We start from the raw sequence: 25,945 nt of genomic DNA, 5'->3' as shown, positions 1-25,945 counted from the left end.
CAATGAGCCGCACCACCGTCCACCTGCTGCGCCACGGCGAGGTCTTCAACCCGACCAAGGTGCTCTACGGCCGGTTGGCCGGGTTCCGGCTGTCCGAAGCCGGCGAGGCGATGGCTGAGCGGGCCGCCAGCCACCTGGCTGGCCGGGACGTGACCTACCTGGCTTCCTCGCCGCTGGAGCGGGCGCAGCAGACCGCCGCGCCGATCGCCGCCCAGTTCGGCCTGGACGTCGTGATAGACGACGACCTGATCGAGGCCGCGAACGCCTTCGAGGGCAGGCGGGTCGCCGGGCCGGGCGGGGTGCTGAAGTACCCGACCAGCTGGCCGCTGTTCCGCAATCCGGCTCGGCCGTCCTGGGGCGAGCCCTACGAGCAGATCGTGCGGCGGATGCTGGCCGCCGCCGAGCGGGCCCGTGAGCGGGCCGAAGGGCACGAGGCGGTCTGCGTCTCACATCAACTGCCGATCGTCTGCCTGCGCCGCTACTCCGAGGGCAAGCGGCTCTGGCACGACCCGCGGCGCCGGCAGTGCTCGCTGGCCTCGCTCACCTCGCTCACCTTCGACGACGACCGGGTGGTCGGGGTGAGCTACGCCGAACCGGCCGGCACGACGCCGAACCGGATGCAGGAGCAACCACCCGGCGCCTGAGCGCCGCGCGCGTCGACGCACCGCTTGGGCACAGCGGGCGCTCAGTAATCGGGCCAGTGCGGCTGTGCTGTGGCACACGCATCACACTGTGGGGGTGAACCCGTTGCACACTGGGATGGCTATGACATCTCGTACCGTCGTGCTCGTCACGACGCTGCTGGCGGCCGTCCTCGGCCTGTCGGCCTGCAGCGGAGGAAAGAACGCCGTAGACCAGAGTTCGGGCAACCAGTTCCGCTACGTCCAGGCCAACAAGAAGGGCTCGGTGATCGAAGCCTCCGAGCGCAAGCTGGCCGGCCCGGTCGCGGGCACTCTGCTGACCGGCGGGAACTACCGGCTCAGCGATGACCGGGGCAAGGTCGTGGTGCTGAACTTCTTCGCGTCCTGGTGCCCGCCGTGCCAGCTGGAGACGCCGCAGTTCGACTCGATCTACCGCGAGCGCAAGTCCTCCGGCGTGCAGTTCATCGGCATGGACGTCAAGGACCCGTCCAAGAGCGCGGCGATGTCCTGGATCAAGGACAAGGACGTCACCTTTCCGGTGGTCTATGACGAGGCCGCCCGCAGCGCCATCCAGCTGGGCGACGTGCCGATGGCCGCGTTGCCCTCGACCATCGTGATCGACCGGCAGGGCCGGGTAGCGGCGGTCTACGTCGGCGCGGTGCTGCCCAAGGACCTCACCGCGGCGCTCGACGAGCTGACCAAAGAGGTCTGAACGGTGCACCCGGTCGTGCTCGCCAGCGGGTTCAGCAGCACCGTCACCGACGGCGGGCTGATCCCGGCCGCGGGTGTGGCGCTGCTGGTCGGGGTGCTCGGCTTCCTGTCGCCGTGCGTGCTGCCGCTGGTGCCGGGCTACCTGTCCTATGTCGCCGGGCTGGCCGGAACCGAGCACGGCGGGCACCGGCAGCGCCGGATGGTCGGCGGCGCGTTGCTGTTCGTGCTGGGTTTCACCGCGGTCTTCGTCGCCACCGGGGCGTTGTTCGGCACTCTCGGCTCCACCATCAGCGTGCACCGGGTGCTGCTGATGCGGATCTTCGGCGTCGTCACGATCGGCATGGGCCTGGTGTTCCTCGGCAGGTTCCGGCTGCTGCAGCGGGAGGCGAAGGTGCACCGGCTGCCGCGGGCCGGCCTGGCAGGCGCGCCGTTGCTGGGGTTGACCTTCGGGCTGGCCTGGACCCCGTGCCTGACGCCGACCTTCGGCGCGGTCTACGCGCTGGCGGTGACCGAGGGGACCGCCGGCCGCGGCGCGTTGCTGTCGGCGGTGTACTGCCTGGGCCTGGGCGTGCCGTTCCTGCTCGTCGCGATGGGCTTGAGCTGGGTGAGCGGCGCGCTGGCGGTGGTCCGACGGCACACCCGGCTGGTCAGCCAGGTCGGCGGCGCGGTGCTGATCGTGATGGGCGTGCTGCTGCTCAGCGGGGTCTGGGATCACTGGATGAACTACCTTCGGCTCGAGTTCGCCGGCGTCGGCGTCGGATCGGAGCTGTAGATGACGTCGCCGCCGACCGGATCGGCGCGCCGTCCGGTCGGGTTGCCCCGTCCGGTCCGCCAGCTGTGGCGGCGGTTGGTGTCGATGCGCACCGCGCTGGTGCTGCTGTTCCTGCTGGCGCTGGCCTCGGTGCCGGGCTCGCTGCTGCCGCAGCGGCCGCTCAACCCGCCGAAGGTGCGGGAGTACCTGGCGACCCACGGCGCCTGGGGCAGGTTCCTGGACCGGATCGGCGCCTTCGACGTCTTCGGCTCGATCTGGTTCTCGGCGGTCTACCTGCTGCTGTTCGCCTCGCTGATCGGCTGCCTGATCCCGCGGATCACCGTCTACGCCAGGGCCTTGCGAGCCCGGCCGCTGAAGGCGCCGCGTCACCTCGGCCGGCTCGCCGAGAACGCCGCGCTCAGCACCGACCTCAGCCCGGACCAGGCCGCCGCCCGGATCGAGCGGGAGCTGCGACCGCGCTGGCGCACCGCGGTCCGCACCGAGGACGGCGGCGCGGTGGCCGTCTCGGCCGAGAAGGGGTACAGCCGGGAGGCGGGCAACCTGCTGTTCCACCTCTCGCTGCTTGCCGCCCTGGCGCTGATCGCCGGCGGCCGGATGCTGAGCTATGAGGGTTCGGTGGTGACCACCGAGGGCTCGGGCTTCTGCAACCGGCCGATCTCCTACGACTCCTTCTCCTCCGGCCCCTGGGTCAACCCCGGCGCGCTGTCGGACTTCTGCATCGACCGGTTGGACTCGTTCACCGCCACCTGGCGCGAGGACGGATCGCCGGAGCAGTTCAAGGCCGACATCCGCTACTCCGAAGACCTGGCAGCCGAGTCCGAGCGCGGCGTGATCACCGTCAACCATCCGCTGCGGCTCAAGGGCGACCGGGTCTACCTGCTCGATCACGGCTACTCGCCGACCGTGACCATCACCCGCCCCGGACGCACTCCGGTCACCGACACCCAGGCGTTCCTGCCCGCGGACGCGGTGCTGACCAGCGAGGGCGCTTTCCGGCTGCCGGGCAGGGACGGCACGAAGGACGACGACCTGGGGCTGAGCGCCATCTTCGCGCCGACCCCGGTGATCACCGGCGGCGTCGTCACCTCGATAGCGCCGCAGGCCACCAACCCGGTGCTGGCGGTGCTGGCCTACACCGGCGAGCTGAATCCGCGCGGTGTGCCGCAATCGGTCTACAGCCTGGACCAGAAGCAGATCGACAAAGGCGAGCTGAGAAAGGTCGGCGCCAAGAACCTGGCGCTGGGTGAGTCGATGACGCTGCCGGACGGCACCGTGATCCGCTTCGACGGCTACAAGGAGTGGGCCAACCTGCAGGTCTCGCACGACCCTAGCCAGACCGCGCTGCTGGTCGCGTCGATCCTGATGACAGCGGGGCTGCTCGGCTCGTTGGCGATCCGGCGGCGCCGGCTGTGGGTGCGCGTTGCCCCAGCCGGCCCCGCGGCTCGTAGTGTGGTGTCGGTGGGCGGGCTGGCTCGCACCGACGGAGGCGACTTCAGCGCGGAGTTCCAGGCGGTCCTCGCCCGGCTGACGGCCGTTCTGGACGCAGGAGCGCCGCCTGCCACGGTGGCGGCGCCGGCCACCGCCGAGAAGATCGGCGCGGGAAAGGACTGAGATGGCGATCGATGGCGGCTTGGCCTCGTTGTCCGAGTCATTGTGGACGGCTGCCACCGGCACCTACATGCTCGCCGTGGTGGCCTACACCGGTGAGTACGCCTTCGGCAAGAACGGCCGGATCGCCCAGACCAGCGCCGCCCAGGCCGGCGTCCGGCAGCCCACGCTGGTCGGCGGCGGCGAGCCCGGCGCAGTGGGCGCCCTGCCCGACCAGCCCCGCTACGGGGCCGGCTCGGTCGACTCCGGCGGGGCGGCCGGGCGGCGCTGGGGCCGGGCCGCGGTCTGGCTGACGGTGCTGGCGGCGGTGTTCCACCTGGGCTCGGTCACCCTGCGCGGCATCGCGGTGGACCGGGTGCCGTGGGGCAACATGTACGAGTTCACCCTGGTGGTGGGCCTGATGGCGACGGTGGCCTGGCTGGCGACCCTGGTGAAGATGCCCCAGCTTCGCTACCTCGGCCTGTTCGTGATGATGCCGGTGCTGCTGGTGATGTTCCTGGCCGGCACGCTATACACCAAGGCCACCAAACTGGTGCCGGCGCTGCAGTCCTGGTGGCTGGCGATCCACGTCTCAGCGGTCGCGGTCGCCGAGGGCATCCTGCTCACCTCCGCCGCGATCACCGTGCTCTACCTGGTGCGAGTCCGCTTCGAGCGGCAGGGCGCGACCGGCGCGACGCCGGCCCGGTTCGCCAGGCTCGGCGCCCGCCTGCCGGCTGCGGCGTCCCTTGACAAGGCCGCCTATCTCAGCGTCGCGTTCGCGTTTCCGATCTACACCGCTGGGGTGATCTTCGGCGCCATCTGGGCCGAGGCGGCCTGGGGCCGGTACTGGGGCTGGGACCCCAAGGAGACCTGGGCGTTCATCGCCTGGGTCATCTACGCCACCTACCTGCATGCCCGCGCGACCGCCGGCTGGAAGGGCAACCGGGCGGCCTACATCAACCTGCTGGGCTTCGGCGCCATGACGTTCAACTTCTTCGTGGTGAACATCGTCATCTCAGGGCTGCACTCCTACGCCGGGTTGACCTAGCGACTGCCGCGCTGACCTAGCGACTGCCGGGTTGACCTAGCGACTACGGCTTCTCAGGCCCGCGGAGGTTGCGCAGGAAGTCCGGGTCGTCGTCGGGGCCCACCGGCCGGCCGCCTCGGGTCGGCCGTCCCTGGCCGCCCTCCAGGCCGCCCCCTTGGCTGCGGCGAGCGGCCAACTGGCCGGTTCGCGGGCGCCCGCCCAGCACCCAGGCCAGCGCGCCGAATTCCAGGAACACCAGGATGATCACCGCCCATGCCCACCGCGGCAGGTTGCGGACCCGCTTGGTGTCGCTGGTCATGCAATCGAAGATCGCCCACAGCCAGAACACCAGGCTGATGAGGAAGAAGAGGCCGCCGAGCTTGAGGAGCATGGCCCCAGCTTAGGTCGTCCACGGCCTGAGGGCGCCTTGTTCGCCAGGCTGGGATACTGGCACGGTGGCGTACAACGATCTGGCTGACTTCGTCCGTGCCCTTGAGCGTTCCGGCGAGCTGATCCGGGTCAAGGCGCCGGTCGACCCGCATCTGGAGGTCGCAGGCATCGTTCAGAGGGTCGTGCGCGAGCAAGGCCCGGCCCTGCTGTTCGAGAATCCGACCAGCGGGCAGATGCCGCTGCTGATGAACCTGTTCGGCACCACCTCGCGGATGTGCCAGGCGCTCGGGGTGGCCAGCCTCGACGAGATCGGCGACCGGATCGGCGACCTGCTCAAGCCCGACCTCCCTCAGGGCTTCAGCGGCCTGCGCGACGCCCTCGGCAAGGCCGCCCAGCTGCGCAGCGTCCCGCCCCGGCAGGGCAAGCGCGCCCACTGCCAGGAGGTCGTGCGCAAGGGTGACGAGGTCGACCTGAACCTGCTCCCCGGCATCACGTCCTGGCCGGGCGACGGCGGCGTCTTCCTCAACCTGGGCCTGACCCACACCAAGCACCCCGAGACCGGCGCCCGCAATCTGGGCATGTACCGGCTGCAGCAGCAGGACCGCCAGACGGTGAGCCTGCACTGGCAGATCCACAAGGACTCGACCTCGCACGCGGCGATCGCCGAGCGCCGCGGCGAGCGGCTGCCGGTGGCGATCGCCTTCGGCTGCCCTCCGGCGGTCACCTACGCCGCGTCCGCGCCGCTGCCCGGCGACATCGACGAGTACCTGTTCGCCGGCTTCCTGCAGCGCGAGCGGGTGGAGCTGGTGGACTGCCTGAGCGTGCCGCTGCAGGTGCCGGCGCACGCGCAGGTGGTGCTCGAGGGCTGGGTGGAGCCCGGCGCCAGGCTGCCCGAGGGCCCGTTCGGCGACCACACCGGCTTCTACACCCCGGTCGAGCCGTTTCCTTACATGCACGTGGACGTGATGACCACCCGCGAGAAGCCGATCTACCAGTCCATCGTGGTCGGCCGGCCGCCCCAGGAGGACGGTCCGCTGGGCAAGGCGACCGAGCGGATCTTCCGGCCGCTGATCAGGCTCACCATCCCCGAGATAGTGGACTACGACCTGCCCGAGGCCGGGGTGTTCCACAACTGCGCCATCGTCTCCATCGACAAGCGCTTTCCCAAGCACGCGCACAAGGTGATGAACGCGATCTGGGGCGCGGGGCTGCTGTCACTGTCGAAGCTGATCGTGGTGGTCGACGCCGATTGCGACGTCCACGATTACAACGACGTCGCCTGGCGGGCCTTCGGCAACGTCGACTACGCCCACGACGTGGTGCACATGACCGGGCCGGTGGACCATCTGGACCACTCGTCCTACGAGCAGTTCTACGGCGGCAAGCTGGGCATCGACGCGACCGCCAAGCTGCCGAGCGAGGGTTACCGGCGCGAGGGTGGCTGGCCCGAGCCCTGCGTGCTCGATGAGTCGACGGCTGAGCTGGTGCGGCGCCGCTGGCGCGAGTACGGCATCAGCTAAGGCAGACTCGCAGAGGTGTCAGCTTCCGCTCCGGTCACCGAGCCGGGACCCGGCAAGATCCGGGCGTTCTTCCGGCTGGTGATGATCGAGCACTCGGTGTTCGCCCTGCCGTTCGCCCTGATCGCGGCCTGCACCGCGATGTGGGCCCAGACCCGTTCGACGCATTGGGTCCAGCTCACGCTGATCGTGGTGGCGATGGTGTCGGCCCGGACGGTGGCGATGGCCGGCAACCGGATCCTGGACCGCCGCTTCGACGCGCTGAACCCGCGCACCGCCCAGCGGGAGCTGGTGACCGGCGCGCTGTCGGTGTCGGTCGCCTGGCGCGGGTTCGCCGTGGCGCTGGTGATCTTCTTGGCCTGCGCCGCTGCGCTCGGGCCGCTGCCGTTGCTGCTGTCGCCGGTGGCGGTCGGGCTGCTGATCCTCTACTCCTACGGCAAGCGGTTCACCGACTTTCCGCAGGTGTTGCTGGCGCTGGCCCAGGCGGTGGCGCCGATCGGCGCCTGGATGGGGGTGACCGGCGGCTTCGCGTGGCCGGCCACCGCGCTCGGGCTCGCGGTCGGCAGCTGGATCGGCGGCTTCGACCTGATCTACTCCTGCCAGGACGCCGAGATCGACCGGGTGATCGGCTCGCGGTCGTTCCCGGCCCGGTTCGGCGTCGCGGCCGCGCTGCGCTGGTCCAGCCTCACCCACCTGGTCACCCTCGGCTGCTTCACCTGGTTCGGGCTGGCCGCCGGTTTGGGTTGGCTGTGGTGGCTGGGCCTGGCGATCACCGCCGCGGTGCTGACCTATGAGCACCTGATCGTCCGGGCGGATGACCTGTCGCGGGTCAACCGGGCGTTCTTCACCGCCAACGGCTTCGTGGGCATCCAGCTGTTCGTCTTCGCCCTGGCCGATCTCATCACGCAGGGCCTGCGGGCATGAGGCAGCCCCGCAGCGGGGAACGCGCCAGGAGCGCGGTGACTGACAGCTCCGAGCGGACGCCCTGGATCGTCGGGGTGTCCGGAGCCTCGGGCACCCCGTATGCCAAGGCGGTCATCACCGCGCTGCTGCAGGCCGGGGACCCGGTGGACCTGATCGTCTCGCGGGCTGCCCGGCTGACCATCCTGGACGAGACCGGCATCGCCTTTCGCGACAACCACTGGGCGCAGGATGCGGCGTCCTGGCTCGGCCCGGACGCTGACGGCGGGTTCGCCGGCGATCTGCGGTACTGGACGGCGACCGACCTCAGCGCCGGGCCGGCCAGCGGCTCGTACCCGGCCCGGGGCATGGTGGTGGCGCCGGCGTCGACCGCGGCGGTGGCCGGAATCGCCCTGGGACTGTCCAAGGACCTGCTGCAGCGGGCCGCCGACGTCACCTTGAAGGAGCGCCGGCCGCTGGTGATGGTGCCCCGCGAGACGCCCTACACCCGGGCCACCCTGACCCACCTGATCGAGCTCTACGACGCCGGCGCGGTGGTGCTGCCGGCCAGCCCTGCCTTCTACGCCGGCGCGCACTCGGTGCAGCAGCTGGTCGACTTCGTGGCGGCCAAGGTGCTCGACGTGCTCGGCGTCCAGCATTCACTGATCACCCGGTGGACCGGTCAGCTCGGCGCCGGTCGAGCGGCCGAATCGGGCCCCGCGAGCACGACGGCCTGACAGACTTCAGCCATGGACGCCGTCGACCGCGCGATTCTGGACGCCCTGCGGGCCAACGCCCGCGCGACCTACGCCGAGCTTGCCCGGGAGGTGGGGCTGTCCGCGCCGGCCGTGCACGAACGGGTCAGCAAGCTCGAAGCCCAGAACGTGATCACCGGCTATCACGCGGCGGTGGCGCCGGAGTCGATCGGTTACTCGATGAGCGCGCTGGTCGGGATCTTCCTGTCCGACACCGCCGATGAGGATCTGGTGGCCGATCAGCTGGCCGACCTGGCCGCGGTCGAGGACTGCTGGTTCGTCGCGGGCGAGGAGTCTTTCGTGGTGAAGGTCCGGGTGCCCGACGTCGGAGGCCTGGAGATCGCCATCCGGGCGCTGTCCAAGATCCGCGGGGTCGCCCGAACCCGATCGACGGTGGTGCTCTCGACCAGGTTCGAGGGACGGGTCCAGTCAGCCGGACGCCCGCACGCCTGACCGGAGGGGCGCAGGCGAGGACCACCCGCCCGACCCTGCCAGGCCCGGTCCCGGTCTCGGTCTCGGTCTCGGTCAAGCGCTACATTCGTGTCGATCTCAGCTGCTAGCAGGACAAGGAGGGCGCGCCCTGTCCGGTGTCGGCGACCTCATCGAGCCCGGCGGCCCCGGCGCTGCGGCCAGTGACATCTCTCTGGAGGTCTGGGTGCTGTCGGTGTCGGGCGTGCGCGCCGACCGGGCCGATGTCTCGGTGCTCGACGAGCGGGAGCGGCGGCGGGCCGTCAAGTTCGTCCGTGAGGCCGACCGGCACAGCTACCTGGCAGCCCACATCGGGCTGCGCCACGTGCTGAGCCGGCAGCTTGGCCTCGCCCCCGGGCAGGTGGAGTTCATCCGTGAGGCCTGCCCGAACTGCGGCGCGCTGCACGGACGCCCGGCGGTGGCCGGTCACCCGTTGCACTTCTCGCTGTCCCACGGTGGCGATCTGGTGCTGGTGGCAGTCGCCGGAACGCCGGTCGGAGTGGACGTCGAGGCGGTGCCCGACGAGCAGGTCGCGGTTGACTTGAGCACCCGGCTGCATCCGGGCGAGCAGCGCGAGATCGCCGCCGCGCCGGACCTGCGGACTGCCTTCGCCAGGATGTGGACGCGCAAGGAGGCCTACCTGAAGGGCATCGGCACCGGCCTGTCGCGCAGCCTGCGCGCCGACTACCTCGGCAGCGCCGGGCTGGCCGCGCTGCCGCCCGGCTGGAACGTGCTGGACGTGCCGGTGCCGGCCGGGCACGCGGGCGCCGTCGCGGTGCGTGGCACGGCGGCCGCGGCCCGGGTGCTGGACCTGCCGGCGGCGGCCATCGAAGGAGAGGACATTCGATGGCCGCAGTGAGGCGGCGTGTCGGCTACCGCGGTGACTCCACCGGTAACCCGTAGCCGATCGCCGCGTCGGCCATCCGGCGGTCATAGGTGAGGACTGCCTGCAGTTCGAGCAGCTCGGCGGCTGAGGCGATGTGCACCGCGTCCAGAGTGCGCACCTCAGGCGGCGGCAGCTGGCCGGCCAGGGCCAAGGCTGCCGGGGTGAGAGCAATTCGGTCGATGCGCCCGAGCAGCAGCGTGGCCGTGTCCAGTGCCTGCCGGCTTATCCGGGCCGTCAGCCGCCGCAGCTCCACCACGCCGATCACGTTGGTCACCAGCCGCGCGTCCTGCCGTGAGATCCACTCGCGCAGGGCCGGCGTCTCGGCCTCGGCGATCACCAACTTGGCCAGCGCCGAGGTGTCGGCGTAGATCAACGGTCCTCGCGCAGGCCAGCGAGCAACTCCTCGGTCGCGGGCGACCCGGCGGGGGCGTGGATCGGCTCGACGCCCAGCACGTCACCGCGGCCGGGCTGCAGCTCGCCGCCGGCGATCAGGTCGGCCCGGCTCCGTCGCCGCTGGCCGACCGGCACGAGCTGGGCCACCGGATGGCCGTGGTTGGTGATCTCGATCGTCACTCCGGCCGCGACCCGGTCCAGCAGCGCGCTGGCGTTCTGGCGTAGCTCGCGCACCCCCACCTGCTCCATGTAGCACAAGGTAGCACCTTCGCGTGTGACCAGCGTGGCAGCCGGTTTCGCGCAGCGGGTGCAGCGCCGGAACGTAGGCTGAGCCCATGGCATGGAACGAGGCGCGCAAGGCCGAGCTGACCGAGAAGATCGCCCAGGGTGAGCGGTTGACCCGCCAGGACGGCGAAGACCTCTACGACTGCGACGACCTGGCCTGGCTGGGCGCTCAGGCGCACAGCGTGCGCACCAGGAAGAACGGCGACGTGGTGTTCTTCAACGTCAACCGCCACCTCAACCTGACCAACGTCTGCCGGGCCTCCTGCGCCTACTGCTCCTTCGAGCGCAAGCCCGGCGCCAAGGACGCCTACACCATGCGGGTCGAAGAGGCCGTCTCGCTGGCGCTGGCCATGAAGGACGACGGCCTGACCGAGCTGCACATCGTCAACGGCCTGCACCCGACGCTGCCGTGGAAGTACTACCCGCGGGTGCTCCGGGAGCTCAAGGCCGCGCTGCCCGGCGTCGCGCTCAAGGCGTTCACCGCCACCGAGGTGCACTACTTCGAGGAGCTCTCGGGCCTGTCGGCCGGCGACGTCCTCGACGAGCTGATCGACGCCGGCCTGGAGTCGCTGACCGGCGGCGGCGCGGAGATCTTCGACTGGGAGGTCCGCAAGCAGGTCGTGGACCACAACACCCACTGGGAGGACTGGTCGCGCATCCACCGGCTGGCCCACCAGAAGGGGCTCAAGACGCCGGCCACCATGCTGTACGGCCACATCGAGGAGCCTCGGCACCGGGTCGACCACGTGCTGCGGCTGCGCGAGCTGCAGGACGAGACCGGCGGCTTTCAGGTGTTCATCCCGCTGCGGTTCCACAACGACAACAACCGGCTCTCGCACCTGAAGATGGCCGCCCCGACCGACGTCCTCAAGACCTTCGCGGTGTCACGGCTGATGCTGGACAACTTCGGTCACGTCAAGGTGTTCTGGGTGATGCACGGCCTGTCCACCTCGCAGCTGGCCCTGAACTACGGCGCCGACGACATGGACGGCTCGGTGGTCGAGTACAAGATCACCCATGACGCCGACGGCTTCGGCACGCCCGACAAGCTGACCAGGGAGAACCTGCTGGAGCTGATTCGCGACGCCGGTTTCCAGCCGAAGGAGCGCAACACCCGCTACGAGGTGATCCGCGAGTACGACCCGCCGACGGCGCTGGCCCAGCGCCGGGCCGAACCGCAGACCGTCTGGGCATGAGTGAGGATCGCAGCGAGCGTCAGCGAGCCAGGACCGGAGCGAGTCCGGCGATGAGCGCGTGCGCGAAGATCCGGCCCCGGGCATGAGCGACCAGCCGCGCCCGCCGTCGCCGGGCCAGACGCTGGGCGCGATGTGGCTCTACACCGTGCTGCGGTTCGGCCTGTTCCTGGCGCTGTGGGGGCTGCTCTACCTAGCCCGGGTGCCCACCCTGCTCGCCGCGACCATCGCGCTGGTGCTGTCCATCCCGCTGTCCTACATCCTGTTGCGCAAGCAGCGCGACCGGCTGGCCGCCAACCTCGAGGCCAGGGTGACGGCCCGCCAGGCGCAGCGGCACGACCTCGACGCCCAGCTCACCGGCGACACCGAGGGCGAGGCTGACTCCCAGGCTGGCGCAGACGCCGCCGACAGCCAAGCGCCCGGGGCCAAGCGGGACCCAGGCGCAGGCCGGTCAGCCCAGCAGTAGCGCACGCGCCTCGTCGACGGCCTGCCGGTTGCCCGCCAGGTGCCAACGGTGCCCGCGATGGCTCAGCACCTCGGTCGCGCCCCCGGCGGCGCTCACCAGCGCGGCACCCGGCAGCCAGTCCCAGTCCAGGGTGTCCAGCTGCGCCCACAGGCCCAGCCGGCCGCCGGCCACCGCGGCCAGCTCCAGCGATCCCGAGCCGAGCATCCGGACCGTCGCGGCGCCGCGCAGCACCGCGAGCAACGGCTCACGGGCGCCTTCGTCGGGCATCGTCTGCGGATGCAGGTACGTGGCCAGCGACAGCTGTGACAGCGGGGTGTCGGCCAGTCGACGCACCGGCGTGCCGTTGCAGCTGGTCGGCTCGTCCACCCCGCCCAGCCACAGCTCGTCAGCGGATGGGTGGTAGACCGCGCCCAGCACCGGCGGGCCCGCGCCGTTCCCGGCGCCCGCCAGGGCGAGCGCCGAACACCAGTAGGGCAACCCGGACAGGAAGTTGTAGGTGCCGTCCACCGGGTCGATGTACCAGGTTCGGCCTTCGGTCGCCGGATGGTTGGCGCCCTCTTCACCGACCAGGCCGTCATCGGGCCGGGCCGCCCGCAACCTGGCCACCACCAGCTCCTCGGCGGCGTGGTCGGCGTCGGACACGACGTCTGACACCGAGCTCTTGTGGTGGGTGTCCAGACCCTGACGCAGCATCCGGGCCGCCAGCCGGCCGGCGTCGCGAACCAGTTCGGCGGCCAGCTCAAGGTCATCGGTCACCTTCGCGAGCCTAGTGTCGAGCACCGACGCGGCCCTCAGGCGCCGCGTAGCCTCGACAGGGTGACGGAGCTGTCCAACGCCAGGCCACGGGTCGGCCACATCCAATTTTTGAACTGCCTGCCGATCTATTGGGGCCTGGTGCGCTCGGGCGCCCTGCTGGACCTGGAGTTGACCAAGGACACTCCCGACAACCTCAATCAGCTGCTGGTGCAGGGCGGGCTAGACATCGGCCCGATCTCGCTGGTCGAGTACCTGCGCCATGCCGACCAGCTGCTGTTGCTGCCTGACATCGCGGTCGGCTCGGACGGCCCGGTGCTCTCGGTCGACCTGGTCTCCCAGCGTCCGCTGGCCGAACTGGACTCCCGCCCGGTCGCGCTGGGATCGACCTCGCGCACCTCGGTGCTGCTGGCCCAGCTGTGGCTGCGTGAGGTTCACCATGTCGAACCCGAGTACTTCAGCTGCCCACCGAACCTGACCGCGATGATGCTCGAAGCCGACGCCGCGGTGGTGATCGGCGATGTCGCCCTGCGGGCGACCTATGAGGGCGCCAGCCTGGGGCTGGACGTGCACGACCTGGGGCAGGCCTGGCGGTCGTGGACCGGGCTGCCGATGGTCTTCGCGGTGTGGGCGGTCCGGCGCGAGTTCGCGGCCGAGAACCCCGGACTGGTCAAGGATGTGCACGCCGCCTTCGTCAGCAGCCGGGACGAGGCGCTGGCCCATGTCGACGAGGTGGCCGCCCAGGCCGCTCGCTGGGAGGTCTTCGACGCTTCGACGCTGGCCCACTACTTCCGGACCCTGGACTTCTCCCTCGGCGAGCGGCAGCTGGCCGGCCTGCTGGAGTTCTCTCGCCGGGCGGCCGCGGTGGGCGCTGTCGCCGGCCCGGTGACACCGGAGTTCGCGCAGGTCTGACCTCGGCGGGCGTGGCCTCAGCTCGCGATCACCGGGCAGCCTGCGATGCCGGGTACGCACCCGCAGGCTGCTTCAATGAGAACGGCGCACCGTGGCGGGACTCGACGCGGGCGCTGGCCGGGCCGGCGCAGGATCGATGACGAAAGGCCTCTCGTGACAGAACCCACCATGGACCCCGAACTCGCGAACTGGCTTGCCGCGACGCCGGTGGAGGCCGACGACGAGGCCAGCATCGAAGAGACCCGGGCGGTCGCGGGTCGAGCCCACACGCTGGCTCAGCAACACCTGAACCCGGCGCTGATCCCGGCCTCGGAGACCGATCAGGTGATCGACAGCCCGCACGGCCCGCTGCCGATCCGGGTGCTGCGTCCGGCCGGGACCGAGGCCAAGCCGACGGTCGTCTACTTCCACGGCGGCGGGTGGATCACCGGCAGCATCGACACCCACCTCGGTCATGCCCGCCGGATCTGCACCCAGGCCGACATGGTGGTGGTGTCGGTCGGCTACCGGCTGGCGCCGGAGAACCCGTTTCCGGCCGCTTTCGACGACGCCGTGCTGGCCACCGAGTGGGCCGCCCAGCGCACCGAGCAGCTCGGCGGCGAGGCCGGCACGCTGATCCTGGCCGGTGACAGCGCCGGCGCCCAGCTGGCGGCCTCGGTGGCGATCGCGCGCCGCGACGCCGGCCAGCCGGTGTCGGCCCAGCTGCTGCTGTACCCGGTCACCGACGTCGCCGGCCGGTACACCGACCCCGAGGTCAACGCCCATTACATGTCGCGGCGCACCACCGGCAGCAACTTCGGGCTGACCCTGCAGGGCATGGTCAACTTCGCCACCAAGTACGTCGACGAGCAGTCCTCCACCGACTGGCGGGTCTCGCCGATGCGCGCGCCCGATCTCACCGGTGTGGCGCCGGCCGTGATCCACACCGCCACGCTGGACGTCCTGCGCACCGAGGGGAACTTCTACGGCGACGCGCTGCGCAAGGCCGGCGTGCGGGTGATCAGCCGGGAGTGGCCGACCTTGAACCACTCCTATTTCGGCTTCGGCGGGGTCTCGGCGGTGGCCGACAGCGCGGCGGCCCAGGCGGCTGAGGACCTGCGGCAACTGCTGGCCGGGGGGTCGGACTAGCCGGGCGTCCCAGTCCGGCGCCGGAGGTCGTGCCGCACACTAGGCGACGTGATGACCGCAGCCGAGCTTCGCGCCGCCTACCACCAGCAGGTCCGGGGCGTGCTGCCCGCCAGGCGGCCCGAGAGCATGCGGGTGGATCGGGACGGGCCGCTGCTGCGGGTCACCGGCGGCAAGCATTACGGGTGGGTGGACTACCGCGACCTGGCAGGCCTGACCGGGCCGGCACTCGACGAGCTGATCGAGCGGACCTGCCAGTTCTACGCCAGCCACGGTGAGGCCTTCGAGTGGAAGACCCATTCCTACGACGAGCCGGCCGACCTGCCCGACCGGCTGCGGTCGGCCGGTTTCGTGGCCGGCGAGGCTGAGACGGTGGTGATCGGGCCGGCCGAGCAGTTGACCGAGGAGCCTGAGCTGCCCACGGACGTGCGGATCCGCCGGGTCAGCGACCAGGGGGACTTCGACCGCATCGGGGCGCTGCAGACCGAGATCTGGAACTCCGACTGGCGCTGGCTGGCCGACGATCTCGCCGAGCGGCAGGCGGCTGACCCTGACGACCTCGCCATCTTCGTGGCCGAGGCCGGTCCGCGGCTGGTCAGCGCGGCCTGGCTCATCCGCAGCCCCGGGACCGACTTCGCCACCCTGTGGGGCGGCGCGACGCTGGCGGACTGGCGGGGCAAGGGCATCTACCGGGCGCTGGTCGCGCGCCGGGCCCAGTACGCCACCCAGGTGGGCAACCGCTACCTGCAGGTGGACGCCTCCGCCGACAGCGCGCCGATCCTGCAGCGCCTCGGCTTTGTGGCAGTGGCCACCACCACGCCTTACCTGTGGACGCCAGCCAAGGGCCAGGGCTCGGCCCGTCTACCCTGAGCAGGTGACCCTGCGCGCTGACCCTGCCGAGATCGCGAACCTGCTGCAGCATGCCGCCGACGGCGGCCGGCTGACTCCTGAGCAGGCGCTGCTGCTCTACACCGACGCCCCGCTGCACGCGCTCGGCCAAGCCGCGGACGCCGTCCGTCGCAGGCGCTACCCCGACAACGTGGCGACCTACATCATCGACCGCAACATCAACTACACCAACGTCTGCCTGACCGCCTGCAAGTTCTGCGCCTTCTACCGCGCCCCCGGGCACGGCGAGGGCTGGACGCACACCGACTCCGAGATCCTGCGCCGCTGCGCCGAGGCCGTCGATCTCGGCGCGACCCAGATCATGCTGCAGGGCGGCCATTCCCCAGAGCTCGGCATCGAGTTCTACGAGCGGATCTTCGCCGCCATCAAGCGGGACCACCCGTCGCTGACCCTGCACTCGCTCGGCGCCTCCGAAGTGGTGCACATCGGCAAGGTCTCCGGGCTCGAGCACGCCGAGGTGATCGCCCGGCTGCACGCCGCCGGCCTGGACTCCTTCGCCGGCGCGGGCGCTGAGATCCTGGTCAAGCGGCCGCGCACCGTGATCGCGCCGCTCAAGGAGTCCGGCGAGACGTGGCTCTCGGTCATGGAGACCGCGCACAACCTCGGGGTGCAGTCCACCGCCACCTTCATGATGGGCACCGGTGAGACCAACGCCGAGCGGATCGAGCACCTGCGGATGGTGCGCGACGTGCAGGATCGCACCGGTGGCTTCCGCTCGTTCATCCCGTGGACCTACCAGCCTGAGAACAACCACCTCAAGGGCCGCACCCAGGCCACGTCGCTTGAGTACCTGCGGATGATCGCGCTGGCCCGGCTGTTCTTCGACAACATCGCCCACCTGCAGGGCTCGTGGCTGACCACCGGCAAGGACATCGGCCAGCTGACCCTGCACTTCGGCGCCGATGACCTCGGCTCGGTGATGCTGGAGGAGAACGTGGTGTCCTCGGCCGGGGCCAGGCACCGGTCCAACCGCACCGAGCTGATCGAGCTGATCCGCTCGGCCGGCCGGATCCCGGCCCAGCGCGACACGCTCTACAACCACCTGCTGGTGCACACCGACCCGGCCGATGACCCGGTGGATGACCGGGTGCACTCGCATTTCGCCTCCACCGCGCTGAAGCTGCTGCCGGTCACCGCGGCCGGCTGAGCGCCGGGCCGGCTCACCTCGCCGGTCACCGCGGCCGACGGATCGACGACAATGGAAGTCTCATGACGCGCGCAACTCTGGCAAAAGAACCCCACGACGTCGCCAGGATGTTCGACGGCGTGGCCAAACGCTATGACCTGACCAACACGGTGCTCTCCTTCGCCCAGGACCGGCGCTGGCGTCGCCGCACCCGTGACGCCCTGGGGCTGCGGCCGGGGGAGCGGGTGCTCGACGTCGCGGCCGGCACCGGGGTGTCTACGGCCGAGCTGGCCCGCTCGGGCGCCCAGGCGGTGGCCAGTGACTTCTCGCTGGGAATGCTGCGGGCCGGCGTCAACCGGCCGGGCAGGCGGGGACTGCCGTTCGTGGCCGCCGACGCGTTGCGCCTGCCATTCGCCGACGGGGTCTTCGACGCGGTCACCATCTCGTTCGGCCTGCGCAACATCGCCGACGTCTCCGGCGCGCTGAGCGAGTTCGCCCGGGTCACCAGACCGGGTGGCCGACTGGTCGTGGCCGAGTTCTCCACTCCGGTGATCCCGGGGTTCCGCCAGCTGTATCTGAACTACCTGATGCGGGCGCTGCCCTGGGTGGCCCGCAAGGTGTCCAGCAATCCCGAGGCCTACGTCTACCTCGCCGAGTCGATCCGCAGCTGGCCCGACCAGCGCCGGCTGGCAGCGGTGTTGACCGAGGCCGGGTGGGACAGCGTGCGCTACCGCAACCTGACCGGCGGCATCGTGGCGCTGCACTGGGCCGAGCGTCCAGCCGGCTAGCACACCGTCATGAGTCAGTAGACCGTCACGGTGGGGAACTGGGCGTAGCCCTGAGCGTCGGTCAGGGTGCTGCCGAGCCAGTCCCAGACCAACCGCCGCTCACCGGCCGGCACCCCCTTGGTGTCGAGCCGCATCTGGAAGGTGATCGACCCGTTGGCCGGCACGCTGGTCGGCGCCGCGGCGCAGTTGAGCTGTCCGGTACGGGTGGCGCCGTCCTTGTCGGGAAGTTTCAGGACGTCTATCAGCGACTGCCGGTAGTCCGGGCACGGTTGCAGCGACACCGCGGTCGCGCTCGGATTGGTCAGCGTCACCGAGTAGTCCAGGCGCTGGCCGCTGCGCACCCGGCTGGGAACGGAATAGCTCTGTACGAGCGAGCTCAGGTTGCCGGCGGGAACCACCTCCTGGTGTCCGTTCCCGCTGCCGCCGGAGGCACAGGTCGATGGGCCGGGAAATGGGATGGTCACCGAAACCGCCTCGCGCTGGCCGAACATCCGCGGATCAGCGGGCGCTGAGGCGAACCAGAGATCGACGGAGGCGATGCCAGTGCCGCAGATCCGCGCGGGCACCAACAGCACGTCACCGGGCTGGAGCAGCGTGGAACCCGGACGGCCGATCGCCAGAGAGTCTCCGCCGGTCGCGAGCGTCTGGCCGGAGGCATCCAGGATGTGCACCGTGGGGGAGACGTATCCGATGGCGCAGGCCTCGGCGCCGACTCGCTCAACCGTGAGGACGTATAGGCCGGAGGTGTACCCCGACCTGGCGACCGCGCTGGGGGAACCGAAGTCGCCGGACTCGCACTGCTGCGTTCCCTTCGGCAGCGTCGTCTCGGCGGGTGCTCGGGTCGCCAGCCGATCCGGGCGCAGAGGGAGGAAGACCGGGGACGAGGAATCAGACCAGGGCACCACGGTCACGGCCGGCGCTGTCGGCGCTGTCGGCACTGCCGGTGACGCGCCGACCCGGTCCATCGCCCGCTCAGGCTCGTTTCCCCGCAGCAGGGCGAAGGTGCCCAGCAGCGGCGCCAGCAGCGCGGCCGCGACCAGGGTTGGCACCAGCCAGGGCGCCCGGGCGGCCCGGGTCTGCGGACCGGGCGACAGCGCGCTGAGCGACGGGGCCGCCGGCTGGGCCGCCCGCCAGTTTTCGCCCTGCCGCGTCAGCAGGCTCTCAAGTCGATCGTCGTTCATCGGTAGTCCTCCCCCAGTCGGGATCGCAGGGCGCCTCGCGCGTCGTGCAGGGTCGATTTGACAGTTCCGGGCGAGCAGCGCATCACCGCCGCGATGTCGTCCACTTCCAAGTCGGCGTAGTAGCGAAGCTGAACGGCCAACCGCTGACGCCGGGGCAGGCCGGAGATGGCGGCCTCGACGTCGGCCCGAACGGCCGAATCAGGCGGTGCGACGCTGAACTCGTCGGCAAGCGGATGCCAGACGCGGCGCCGGCGCCAGTGTCTGCGAGCCTGCTCGGCCGTGATCACCAGCAGCCACGCGCGGGCACTCCCACGGGCCGGGTCGTAGCTGGCCCGCCGCCGCCACGCCAGTGCCAGGGCGTCCTGCAGGACGTCGTCCCGGCTCCCGGGCGGGGCCAGCCGGCCCGCCACCCGGACCAGCACGTCCCAGTGCGGGAGGACGAGGTCGTTGAAGCCAGCCGTCCGTCCGTCTTTCACGTCGCTCGTGATCACACCGCCTAGTAGCCGGCCTTCGGCTTCGGAGGTTGGGTGAGTTACCCAACCGTTATGTTGTCTTAGTTGCAAGACGCATGTACTTTAGATGCATGACTCAAGCATCTAATGGGCATCCGGGCCGTGCGGTGACGGCCGAGCCGACGGACCCTATCCAGACGGTGGAGCGGGAGTTCGGCACGCTGATGATGCACCTGATCCGCTACAAGCATCAGGTCAACGGCGACCGGATCGACCGGATGGCCCTGATGGTGCTCGGCACCCTGGCCCACTGCGGGCCCTCTCGGCTGAGCACCGTCGCCGAGCGGACCGGCTTGGACCCCTCCACGGTCTCGCGCCAGGTCGCGGACCTGGAGAAGGCGGGCCTGCTGGCTCGCGACGCCGACCCCGAAGACCGCCGGGCGGTCCAGCTCAAGGCCACCGTCGAGGGGGAGCAGGTGCTGGAGCGGTTGTCGCGCGGGCGCCGCCGGCGGGTCGAGCGGCTGCTGAGCGACTGGGACCGCGACGACATCGTCACCTTCGGCCGGCTGCTCGCGCAGCTCAACGCCGCCACCGAGAAGTACGGCGCGCAGAACGCACTCGAATTGGAGCAGGACCTCAATGGCTGAACCACGCCTCGCCCTCGCCGTCGAGGACACCGGCCGCCTCACCCACCGGCAGATTCTGCTGATCCTGTCCGGGTTGCTGCTCGGCATGTTCCTGGCAGCCCTGGACCAGACGATCGTCTCGGCTGCCATGCGCACCATCGCCGACCGGCTCAACGGCCAGACCAACCAGGCCTGGGCGACCACCGCCTACCTGGTCACCTCGACGGTGTCCACCCCGCTGTACGGCAAGTTGAGCGACATGTACGGCCGCAAGAAGTTCTACCTGTTCGCGATCTCGATCTTCCTGGTCGGCTCGATGCTGGCCGGCCTGGCGAACACGATGGAGCAGTTGGCGGCCTACCGCGCCGTGCAGGGGCTGGGCGCCGGCGGCCTGATGGCGCTGGCCTTCGCGATCATCGGCGACATCGTCTCGCCGCGCGAGCGCGCCCGCTACCAGGGCTACTTCATGGCGGTCTTCGGGATCTCCTCGGTCGCCGGGCCGGTGCTCGGCGGGCTGCTGGCCGGCCAGGACCGGCTGCTGGGCTTTGACGGCTGGCGCTGGGTCTTCTACGTCAACCTGCCGATCGGCATCGTCGCCCTGGCGGTGGTGAGCAGGTTCCTCAACGTCCCGCACATCCGCAGGGAGCACAAGGTCGACTACCTCGGCGCCGCCACCCTGGTGCTGGGCGTCACCTCGCTGCTGCTGGTCGCCGAGCAGGGCCGCACGTGGGGCTGGGGCTCTGGCAAGTCCGTCGCGTACTACGTCATCGGCGCGGTGCTGCTGACGGCGTTCGTCCTGATCGAGCGCCGGGTCGGCGACGAGGCGATCCTGCCGCTGAAGATGTTCCGCTCGCCGGTGTTCAACGTGGCGTCGCTGATGAACTTCATCCTCGGCATGGGCATGTTCGGCGGCATCATCTGCCTGCCGCTGTACATGCAGATCGTCAAGGGCTTCAGCCCCACCGAGTCCGGCCTGTCGCTGCTGCCGATGATGGTCGGGATCATGACGGTCTCGATGACCACCGGCATCATCACCAGCAGGACCGGCCGGTACAAGATCTTTCCGATCATCGGCACCGGACTGCTGCTGGTGGCGCTGCTGGGCCTGTCCCGGATCAGCGCCGAGACCGGCTACCTGGAGCTCGTGCCGTTGATGCTGCTGATGGGCTCCGGCCTGGGCGCCTGCATGCAGACGCTGGTGCTGGCCACCCAGAACGCGGTGCCGGCCTCGCAGATGGGCGTGGCGACCGCCTCGGCCGCCTTCTTCCGCTCGATGGGCGGCACCTTCGGCACCGCGATCTTCCTCACCATCTTCTTCTCCGGCGCCACCCGGCACGTCAGCGACAACGTGCAGGCCGCCGCGCAGACGCCGCAGTTCCAGGCCGCGCTGCGCGACCCGGCCAACGGCGTGATAGCCCGGGCGCTGCGGGCCATCTCGGGCGGCTCGACCAGCCAGTTGAACGACACCAGCTTCCTCGAGACCGGCGCGCGGGTGCTGCGCGAGCCGTTCCTGACCGGATTCGCCCAATCCATGGACACGGTGTTCCTGGTCGCGGCGTTGGTGGTGCTGCCGGCGTTAATCCTCAGCTTCTTCCTCAAAGAGGTGAAGCTGCGGATGGAGTCCGGCCTGGAGGCACAGGCCGCCGAGCGGGCCGCGGCGGCCGCGGCGCTGGCCGGCAACCCCGCTGCGCAGGTCGACGAGCGGACCGCCGCTCAGCTCGGCGCCGGCGCCGACCGCCGCGACCGCTGAGCCAAACTCGGTTCACCGAGAATCTTCTGGCGGACATTCGAACGCCGGCGAGTCCACCCTGAGGTGACTTCGCCGGCGTTCGACTGCCTTGGAGGGGTCAGTACCGCATCTATCGGCTGGTTCAGGTGGGGCTTGAGCCAGATCGGCGCCGAGATTCAGCGGACGGTGAAGCGTCAGTGCACGGCACCCGGGTTGTCGGCCAGTCGCTTGCGGCTGGCGTCGATCTCGGCCTCGGCCTCGGCCCGCCCGACCCAGGACGCGCCCTCGACGCTCTTGCCCGGCTCCAGGTCCTTGTAGACCTCGAAGAAGTGCTGGATCTCCAGCCGGTCGAATTCGCCGACGTGGTGGATGTCGCGCAGATGCTCCAGCCGGGGGTCGTTCGCCGGCACGCACAGCACCTTGTCGTCGCCGCCCTTCTCATCGGTCATCCGGAACATGCCGATGGCGCGGCACATCACCAGGACGCCGGGGAACAGCGGATCACCCTGCAGCAGCACCAGCGCGTCAAGCGGGTCGCCGTCCTCGCCCAGGGTGTTCTCGATGTAGCCGTAGTCGGCCGGGTACTGGGTAGAGGTGAACAGCGTCCGGTCCAGCCGGATCCGCCCGGTGGCGTGGTCGACCTCGTACTTGTTGCGGCTGCCCTTGGGAATCTCGATCAGCACGTCGAATTCCTGCATTCCGGGCTCCTCTCACGCTGACGTCGACGCTCGATGCACGACGCGCCGCCCTCGCTGACGCGCGGGGATACCTTTATTGTGGCCTACCGTGGCGCGCCCCAGAACGAAGCCGGTCAGGCTGGTGCTGCTGGTCCTGGCGCTGTCGCTGGCCGCGATCGGCTACCTCGGTGTGGGCGCCGGGCGCCAGTTCCTCACCGACCGGGCATTCACCCCCGTTCGGGCGCCGGCGCCCACCGCCCCCGCGCCGGGCATCGCGGCGATGCTGTCAGCGGCCGCCGTGGCGCCGCCGGGGATCGGCGGCAGCCGGCCGAACGCGCCCATCCCGACCCCGGCCGGGGTCGCGGCGGCGCTGGCCGCGGCGCTGGCCGACCCCGATCTGGGCCCGTCGGTGGCGGGGCAGGTCTTCGACGCGGGCACCGGGGCGAAGCTGTTCGACCAGCGGTCCACGGCGGCCGTGGCCCCGGCCTCGACCGCCAAGCTGCTGACCGGCGCCGCCCTGTTGAGCGTCCGCCAGGCCACCGACCGGTTCAGCACCCGGGTGGTGGCCGGCGACCTCCCAGGCGCCGTCGTGCTGATCGGCGGTGGCGATCCGACGCTGTCGGCGGTGGCTGCCGGCCAGCCGACCCGGTACCCCGAAGCAGCCCGGATCACCGAGCTGGCAGCCCGGGTGCGGGCGGCGCTGGGCGCGGCCCGGGTCGAGCAGGTGATCGTCGACGACTCGGCCTTCACTGGACCGGCCACCGCGCCGGGGTGGGGCACTGAGGACACCCCGTCCAACTACGCCAGCCTGATCACCGCGACCATGGTCGACGCCGGCCGGGACGCTCCTGACGCCGAGATCCGGTCCGCGGCGCCGGACCTGGCCGCGGGCCAGGCCCTGGCCGCCGCACTCGGCGGCGCCGCCGTGAGCCGGGGCAGCGCGCCGGCCGGGGCCAAGGTGCTGGGCCAGGTCCGCTCTGCCCCGGTCGACGTCCTGATCGAGCAGATGCTGCGGTCCTCGGACAACGTGATCGCCGAGGTGCTGGCCCGCCACGTCGCCATCGCCACCCATCGGCCGGCCAGCTTCGCCGGCGCGGCCGAGGCGGTCCGCGCCACGCTGGCCGGCCTCGGCATCGATATCGGCGCCGGGATGGTGGACGGCAGCGGGCTGTCGCTGCTGGACCGGGTGCCGATGGCCGCGCTGGGCAGCACCCTGCTGGCGGCGGTCGGCGCCAAGCAGGCCCGGCTGCGCCCGCTGCTGAGCGGGTTGTCGATCGCCGGCTGGGACGGCACCCTGCTCGAGGAGGACCGGTTCAGCGGGTTGGCGGCGGTCGCGGCCGGCTCGGTCCGGGCCAAGACCGGCACCCTGACCGGGGTGACGGGGATGGCCGGCGTGCTCACCGACGCCGACGGCCGGCTGCTGGTGTTCAGCTTCGTGGCCGATCAGGCCCCTTCCGCTTTCGAGCCCTCCAGCCGCGGCGCGGTCGATGACCTGGTCGCGGCGCTGGTGCGCTGCGGTTGCCGGTAGCGCCCCGCCGGTAACGTGAGGGCATGACGTCCTTGGTCGACTGGTCGGTTGCCGAACGCAGCGCCCGGGCGCTGGCCCCCCGCCCGCCCGCCATCACCCCCGGCGAGGCGCAGGCCACGGTGCGGGAGTTGCGCCAGGCCACCGAGCGGGCGGCCGCCCAGGTCGCCGAGCTGACCCGGCTGACCGAGCCCGCGGTCACCGCCGCCACCGTGGTGGTGGACCGGCCGGGTTGGATCGCCGCCAATGTCGCGAGCATGTCGACGGTGATGGACCCGCTCACCGAGAAGCTGATCGAGTCCAAGCACCCCGGCCGGCTGACCACCACGGTCGGCGGCCGGATCACCGGCGCCCAGGCCGGCACGATCCTGGCCTTCCTGTCCGGAAAGGTGCTCGGCCAGTTCGAGTTCTTCTCGGCGCACAACGGCCAACTGCTGCTGGTCGCGCCGAACCTGGTGGCCGTCGAGCGAGCCCTGAAGCTCGATCCGAGCGACTTCCGGCTGTGGGTCTGCCTGCACGAGGTGACCCACCGGGTGCAGTTCACCGCGGTGCCGTGGATGCGCCAGCACATGCTCGAGGAGATCCAGGCCCTGACCGACGCCCTCGACCTGGACCCCGAGGCAGTCCGCGAACGGGTCAAGAACGTCGTCTCCGAGCTGTCGAAGGCGGCTCGCGGCGGCGGCGAGGGCCACGGGCTGCTGAGCGCGCTGGCCTCGCCGGAGACCCGCGTGGTGATGGACCGGGTCACCGGCTTCATGTCGCTGATCGAGGGTCACGCCGAGTACGTCATGAACGCCGTGCCCGCCTCGGTGATCCCGTCCCAGCGCGACATCGAGCGCAAGTTCGCCGCCCGGCGGCGCCGGGGCGCCAACCCGCTGGACCGGTTGCTGCGCAGCCTGCTGGGCATGGACGCCAAGACCCGCCAGTACACCCAGGGCTCGCAGTTCGTCCGGTCGGTGGTCGAGCAGGTCGGACTCGACGGCTTCAACGCGGTCTGGACATCAGCGCAGACACTGCCCACAAAGGCCGAGATCACCACTCCGGCGGACTGGGTGAAACGGGTGCACGGCTAACGATGGGACCGCATCCGGCGGTGGCCGCCGTCCGGCTCGCCGTTCGCCGGGCGCTGGCGGCCCACCCGGTTTCGACGCCGGCCTTCGTGGCCTGCTCCGGTGGCGCGGACTCGCTCGCGCTGGCCGCGGCGCTGGCCTTCGACAGCGAGCGCTCGGGTCGCCCGGCCGGCCTGGTCTGCGTCGATCACGGCGTGCAGGACGGTTCGGCCGGGCAGGCCGCCAGGGTCGGCGCCCTGGGCTATGAGCTCGGGCTGAGCCCGGTGCACGTGCTCGGAGTCGACGTCGGCTCGGCGGGCGGGCCGGAGGCGGCTGCCCGGACCGCGCGCTACGCGGCCTTGCGCCCGTTCACCGAGCACGGCCTGGTGCTGCTCGGCCACACCGCCGACGATCAGGCCGAGACCGTCCTGCTGGGACTGGGCAGAGGCTCGGGCCCACGCTCGATCGCCGGCATGCGGTCCGAGCACCAGGGCTACCTGCGGCCGCTGCTGGCGCTGCGGCGGTCTGAGACCGAAGCCGCCTGCCAGGCGCTCGGGCTGCCGGTCTGGCACGACCCGCACAACCGCGACCCGCGGTTCCGGCGCACCCGGTTGCGTCAGGAGGTGCTGCCGTTGCTTGAGGATGTGCTGGCCGGCGGCGTCACCGAGGCGCTGGCCCGGACCGCCGGGCAGGTGCGGGCCGATCTGGACACCCTGGAGCAGCTTGCCGAGCAGGCATTGGCGTCGGCCGCGTCGGGGGGTGGCGGCGGTGACGGCGGGGACCGGCTGAGCGTCGAGGCCCTCAGCCGCCACCCGGACGGCATCGTCAGCAGGGTGCTCAAGAGCTGGGCCGAGCGGGCCGGCGCCCGGTCGCTGACCGCCGTGCACGTGCGTGAGTTGGAGCGGCTGGTGCGGGACTGGCACGGCCAGGGGCCGATCGACCTGCCGGGCGGTTACCGCGCCGAACGGGCGTCTGGCACGCTAGGGCTCATCGCGCCGGCCGACCCTGTCAGCTCGCGGGCCGCCCAGTCGCTGACCGGCGCCGCTGCTGACAACGACGCCGGCCGCTTCAGCCCATGCCACCCCGAGGAGTGAGAAGTGTC

General features: G+C 71.0%; 29 protein-coding genes. 22 read left to right on the top strand and 7 right to left on the bottom strand.

All coding sequences use genetic code 11. The features are described from left to right. Positions 1–2 precede the first annotated feature (2 nt). From VGB75_15340 to ccsB, 5 genes are all read left to right on the top strand, one after another. A complete protein-coding gene (locus VGB75_15340) occupies positions 3–644 on the top strand; it encodes a histidine phosphatase family protein (protein ID HEY0168415.1) in 642 nt (213 codons plus the stop codon). Positions 645–765: 121 nt separating this feature from the next. Further along, entirely contained in the window at positions 766–1,353 is a 588-nt protein-coding gene (locus VGB75_15335) for a TlpA disulfide reductase family protein (GenBank protein HEY0168414.1), read from the top strand. A 3-nt stretch (positions 1,354–1,356) separates the two neighbouring features. Next, positions 1,357–2,124, top strand: coding sequence for a cytochrome c biogenesis CcdA family protein (locus tag VGB75_15330; protein HEY0168413.1), 768 nt, complete (start codon positions 1,357–1,359; stop codon positions 2,122–2,124). Next, the gene (locus VGB75_15325; GenBank protein ID HEY0168412.1) at positions 2,125–3,735 is read left to right on the top strand and encodes a cytochrome c biogenesis protein ResB; all 1,611 of its coding nucleotides are present in this window, start codon (positions 2,125–2,127) and stop codon (positions 3,733–3,735) included. A gap of 1 nt (position 3,736) precedes the next feature. Further along, positions 3,737–4,759 carry a c-type cytochrome biogenesis protein CcsB gene (gene ccsB, locus VGB75_15320; GenBank protein ID HEY0168411.1) on the top strand — a complete coding sequence of 341 codons (1,023 nt, stop codon included), beginning with the start codon at positions 3,737–3,739 and terminating at the stop codon, positions 4,757–4,759. A gap of 43 nt (positions 4,760–4,802) precedes the next feature. Here the strand turns inward: ccsB and VGB75_15315 are convergent, their stop codons facing one another. Further along, complete coding sequence (locus VGB75_15315; protein ID HEY0168410.1) at positions 4,803–5,129, bottom strand: PLDc N-terminal domain-containing protein; 327 nt, start codon at positions 5,127–5,129, stop codon at positions 4,803–4,805. Between the two features lie 64 nt (positions 5,130–5,193). Here VGB75_15315 and VGB75_15310 point away from each other — a divergent pair, with 64 nt between their 5' ends. The 5 genes from VGB75_15310 to VGB75_15290 all read left to right on the top strand — a co-directional run bounded on the left by VGB75_15310 (position 5,194) and on the right by VGB75_15290 (position 9,627). Next, positions 5,194–6,648, top strand: coding sequence for a menaquinone biosynthesis decarboxylase (locus VGB75_15310; GenBank protein ID HEY0168409.1), 1,455 nt, complete (start codon positions 5,194–5,196; stop codon positions 6,646–6,648). 15 nt (positions 6,649–6,663) lie between these two features. Continuing rightward, positions 6,664–7,569, top strand: coding sequence for a menaquinone biosynthesis prenyltransferase MqnP (gene mqnP / locus VGB75_15305; GenBank protein ID HEY0168408.1), 906 nt, complete (start codon positions 6,664–6,666; stop codon positions 7,567–7,569). A 35-nt stretch (positions 7,570–7,604) separates the two neighbouring features. Then, positions 7,605–8,282 (top strand): UbiX family flavin prenyltransferase, encoded by a 678-nt coding sequence (locus VGB75_15300; protein HEY0168407.1) that lies wholly within the window; start codon positions 7,605–7,607, stop codon positions 8,280–8,282. Between the two features lie 12 nt (positions 8,283–8,294). Further along, on the top strand, positions 8,295–8,753 hold the full coding sequence (locus tag VGB75_15295; GenBank protein HEY0168406.1) for an Lrp/AsnC family transcriptional regulator: 459 nt from the start codon (positions 8,295–8,297) through the stop codon (positions 8,751–8,753). A gap of 202 nt (positions 8,754–8,955) precedes the next feature. Further along, positions 8,956–9,627, top strand: coding sequence for a 4'-phosphopantetheinyl transferase superfamily protein (locus tag VGB75_15290; GenBank protein HEY0168405.1), 672 nt, complete (start codon positions 8,956–8,958; stop codon positions 9,625–9,627). Between the two features lie 13 nt (positions 9,628–9,640). On the opposite strand, the gene VGB75_15285 is transcribed toward VGB75_15290, so the two are convergent. Further along, entirely contained in the window at positions 9,641–10,027 is a 387-nt protein-coding gene (locus VGB75_15285; GenBank protein ID HEY0168404.1) for a type II toxin-antitoxin system VapC family toxin, read from the bottom strand. Beyond that, the gene (locus VGB75_15280; protein ID HEY0168403.1) at positions 10,024–10,296 is read right to left on the bottom strand and encodes a type II toxin-antitoxin system prevent-host-death family antitoxin; all 273 of its coding nucleotides are present in this window, start codon (positions 10,294–10,296) and stop codon (positions 10,024–10,026) included. The genes VGB75_15285 and VGB75_15280 overlap by 4 nt, the downstream gene beginning before the upstream one ends. Positions 10,297–10,382: 86 nt before the next feature. Here VGB75_15280 and mqnE point away from each other — a divergent pair, with 86 nt between their 5' ends. Further along, positions 10,383–11,528 carry an aminofutalosine synthase MqnE gene (mqnE, locus tag VGB75_15275; protein HEY0168402.1) on the top strand — a complete coding sequence of 382 codons (1,146 nt, stop codon included), beginning with the start codon at positions 10,383–10,385 and terminating at the stop codon, positions 11,526–11,528. An 82-nt stretch (positions 11,529–11,610) separates the two neighbouring features. Beyond that, positions 11,611–11,991 carry a DUF4229 domain-containing protein gene (locus tag VGB75_15270; GenBank protein ID HEY0168401.1) on the top strand — a complete coding sequence of 127 codons (381 nt, stop codon included), beginning with the start codon at positions 11,611–11,613 and terminating at the stop codon, positions 11,989–11,991. On the opposite strand, the gene VGB75_15265 is transcribed toward VGB75_15270, so the two are convergent. Next, a complete protein-coding gene (locus tag VGB75_15265; protein HEY0168400.1) occupies positions 11,977–12,747 on the bottom strand; it encodes an inositol monophosphatase family protein in 771 nt (256 codons plus the stop codon). The genes VGB75_15270 and VGB75_15265 overlap by 15 nt on opposite strands. A 60-nt stretch (positions 12,748–12,807) precedes the next feature. Here VGB75_15265 and VGB75_15260 point away from each other — a divergent pair, with 60 nt between their 5' ends. From VGB75_15260 to VGB75_15240, 5 genes are all read left to right on the top strand, one after another. Then, positions 12,808–13,656, top strand: coding sequence for a menaquinone biosynthesis protein (locus tag VGB75_15260; GenBank protein HEY0168399.1), 849 nt, complete (start codon positions 12,808–12,810; stop codon positions 13,654–13,656). Positions 13,657–13,809: 153 nt separating this feature from the next. Continuing rightward, positions 13,810–14,784 carry an alpha/beta hydrolase gene (locus VGB75_15255; protein ID HEY0168398.1) on the top strand — a complete coding sequence of 325 codons (975 nt, stop codon included), beginning with the start codon at positions 13,810–13,812 and terminating at the stop codon, positions 14,782–14,784. 51 nt (positions 14,785–14,835) lie between these two features. After that, a complete protein-coding gene (locus tag VGB75_15250) occupies positions 14,836–15,651 on the top strand; it encodes a GNAT family N-acetyltransferase (protein HEY0168397.1) in 816 nt (271 codons plus the stop codon). Positions 15,652–15,655: 4 nt separating this feature from the next. Then, a complete protein-coding gene (mqnC, locus tag VGB75_15245) occupies positions 15,656–16,837 on the top strand; it encodes a cyclic dehypoxanthinyl futalosine synthase (protein ID HEY0168396.1) in 1,182 nt (393 codons plus the stop codon). 62 nt (positions 16,838–16,899) lie between these two features. Continuing rightward, positions 16,900–17,604: a demethylmenaquinone methyltransferase gene (locus tag VGB75_15240; protein HEY0168395.1), complete on the top strand. Its 705-nt coding sequence runs from the start codon at positions 16,900–16,902 to the stop codon at positions 17,602–17,604. A gap of 14 nt (positions 17,605–17,618) precedes the next feature. Here the strand turns inward: VGB75_15240 and VGB75_15235 are convergent, their stop codons facing one another. Together VGB75_15235 and VGB75_15230 are read right to left on the bottom strand one after the other, a co-directional pair. Next, entirely contained in the window at positions 17,619–18,785 is a 1,167-nt protein-coding gene (locus VGB75_15235) for a hypothetical protein (protein ID HEY0168394.1), read from the bottom strand. Further along, positions 18,782–19,261, bottom strand: a complete 480-nt coding sequence (locus VGB75_15230; protein HEY0168393.1) for an RNA polymerase sigma factor — start codon at positions 19,259–19,261, stop codon at positions 18,782–18,784. The genes VGB75_15235 and VGB75_15230 overlap by 4 nt, the downstream gene beginning before the upstream one ends. A gap of 107 nt (positions 19,262–19,368) precedes the next feature. Here VGB75_15230 and VGB75_15225 point away from each other — a divergent pair, with 107 nt between their 5' ends. Together VGB75_15225 and VGB75_15220 are read left to right on the top strand one after the other, a co-directional pair. Continuing rightward, complete coding sequence (locus tag VGB75_15225) at positions 19,369–19,884, top strand: MarR family transcriptional regulator (protein HEY0168392.1); 516 nt, start codon at positions 19,369–19,371, stop codon at positions 19,882–19,884. Beyond that, complete coding sequence (locus VGB75_15220; GenBank protein ID HEY0168391.1) at positions 19,877–21,613, top strand: MDR family MFS transporter; 1,737 nt, start codon at positions 19,877–19,879, stop codon at positions 21,611–21,613. The genes VGB75_15225 and VGB75_15220 overlap by 8 nt, the downstream gene beginning before the upstream one ends. Before the next feature lie 173 nt (positions 21,614–21,786). Here the strand turns inward: VGB75_15220 and VGB75_15215 are convergent, their stop codons facing one another. Next, entirely contained in the window at positions 21,787–22,290 is a 504-nt protein-coding gene (locus VGB75_15215) for an inorganic diphosphatase (GenBank protein ID HEY0168390.1), read from the bottom strand. A gap of 88 nt (positions 22,291–22,378) precedes the next feature. Between VGB75_15215 and dacB the strand changes: the two genes are divergently transcribed. Genes dacB through tilS form a run of 3 tightly spaced genes read left to right on the top strand, consistent with a single transcriptional unit; the run spans position 22,379 to position 25,937 of the window. Beyond that, on the top strand, positions 22,379–23,797 hold the full coding sequence (gene dacB, locus VGB75_15210; GenBank protein ID HEY0168389.1) for a D-alanyl-D-alanine carboxypeptidase/D-alanyl-D-alanine-endopeptidase: 1,419 nt from the start codon (positions 22,379–22,381) through the stop codon (positions 23,795–23,797). A gap of 23 nt (positions 23,798–23,820) precedes the next feature. Beyond that, positions 23,821–24,867: a zinc-dependent metalloprotease gene (locus VGB75_15205; GenBank protein HEY0168388.1), complete on the top strand. Its 1,047-nt coding sequence runs from the start codon at positions 23,821–23,823 to the stop codon at positions 24,865–24,867. 2 nt (positions 24,868–24,869) lie between these two features. Continuing rightward, the gene (gene tilS / locus VGB75_15200) at positions 24,870–25,937 is read left to right on the top strand and encodes a tRNA lysidine(34) synthetase TilS (protein HEY0168387.1); all 1,068 of its coding nucleotides are present in this window, start codon (positions 24,870–24,872) and stop codon (positions 25,935–25,937) included. Positions 25,938–25,945: the final 8 nt, after the last annotated feature.

Origin of the sequence: Jatrophihabitans sp., from assembly GCA_036399055.1 — a bacterium.
Lineage (GTDB): Bacteria > Actinomycetota > Actinomycetes > Mycobacteriales > Jatrophihabitantaceae > Jatrophihabitans_A.
This window is presented reverse-complemented; position numbering and strand designations above follow the sequence as displayed.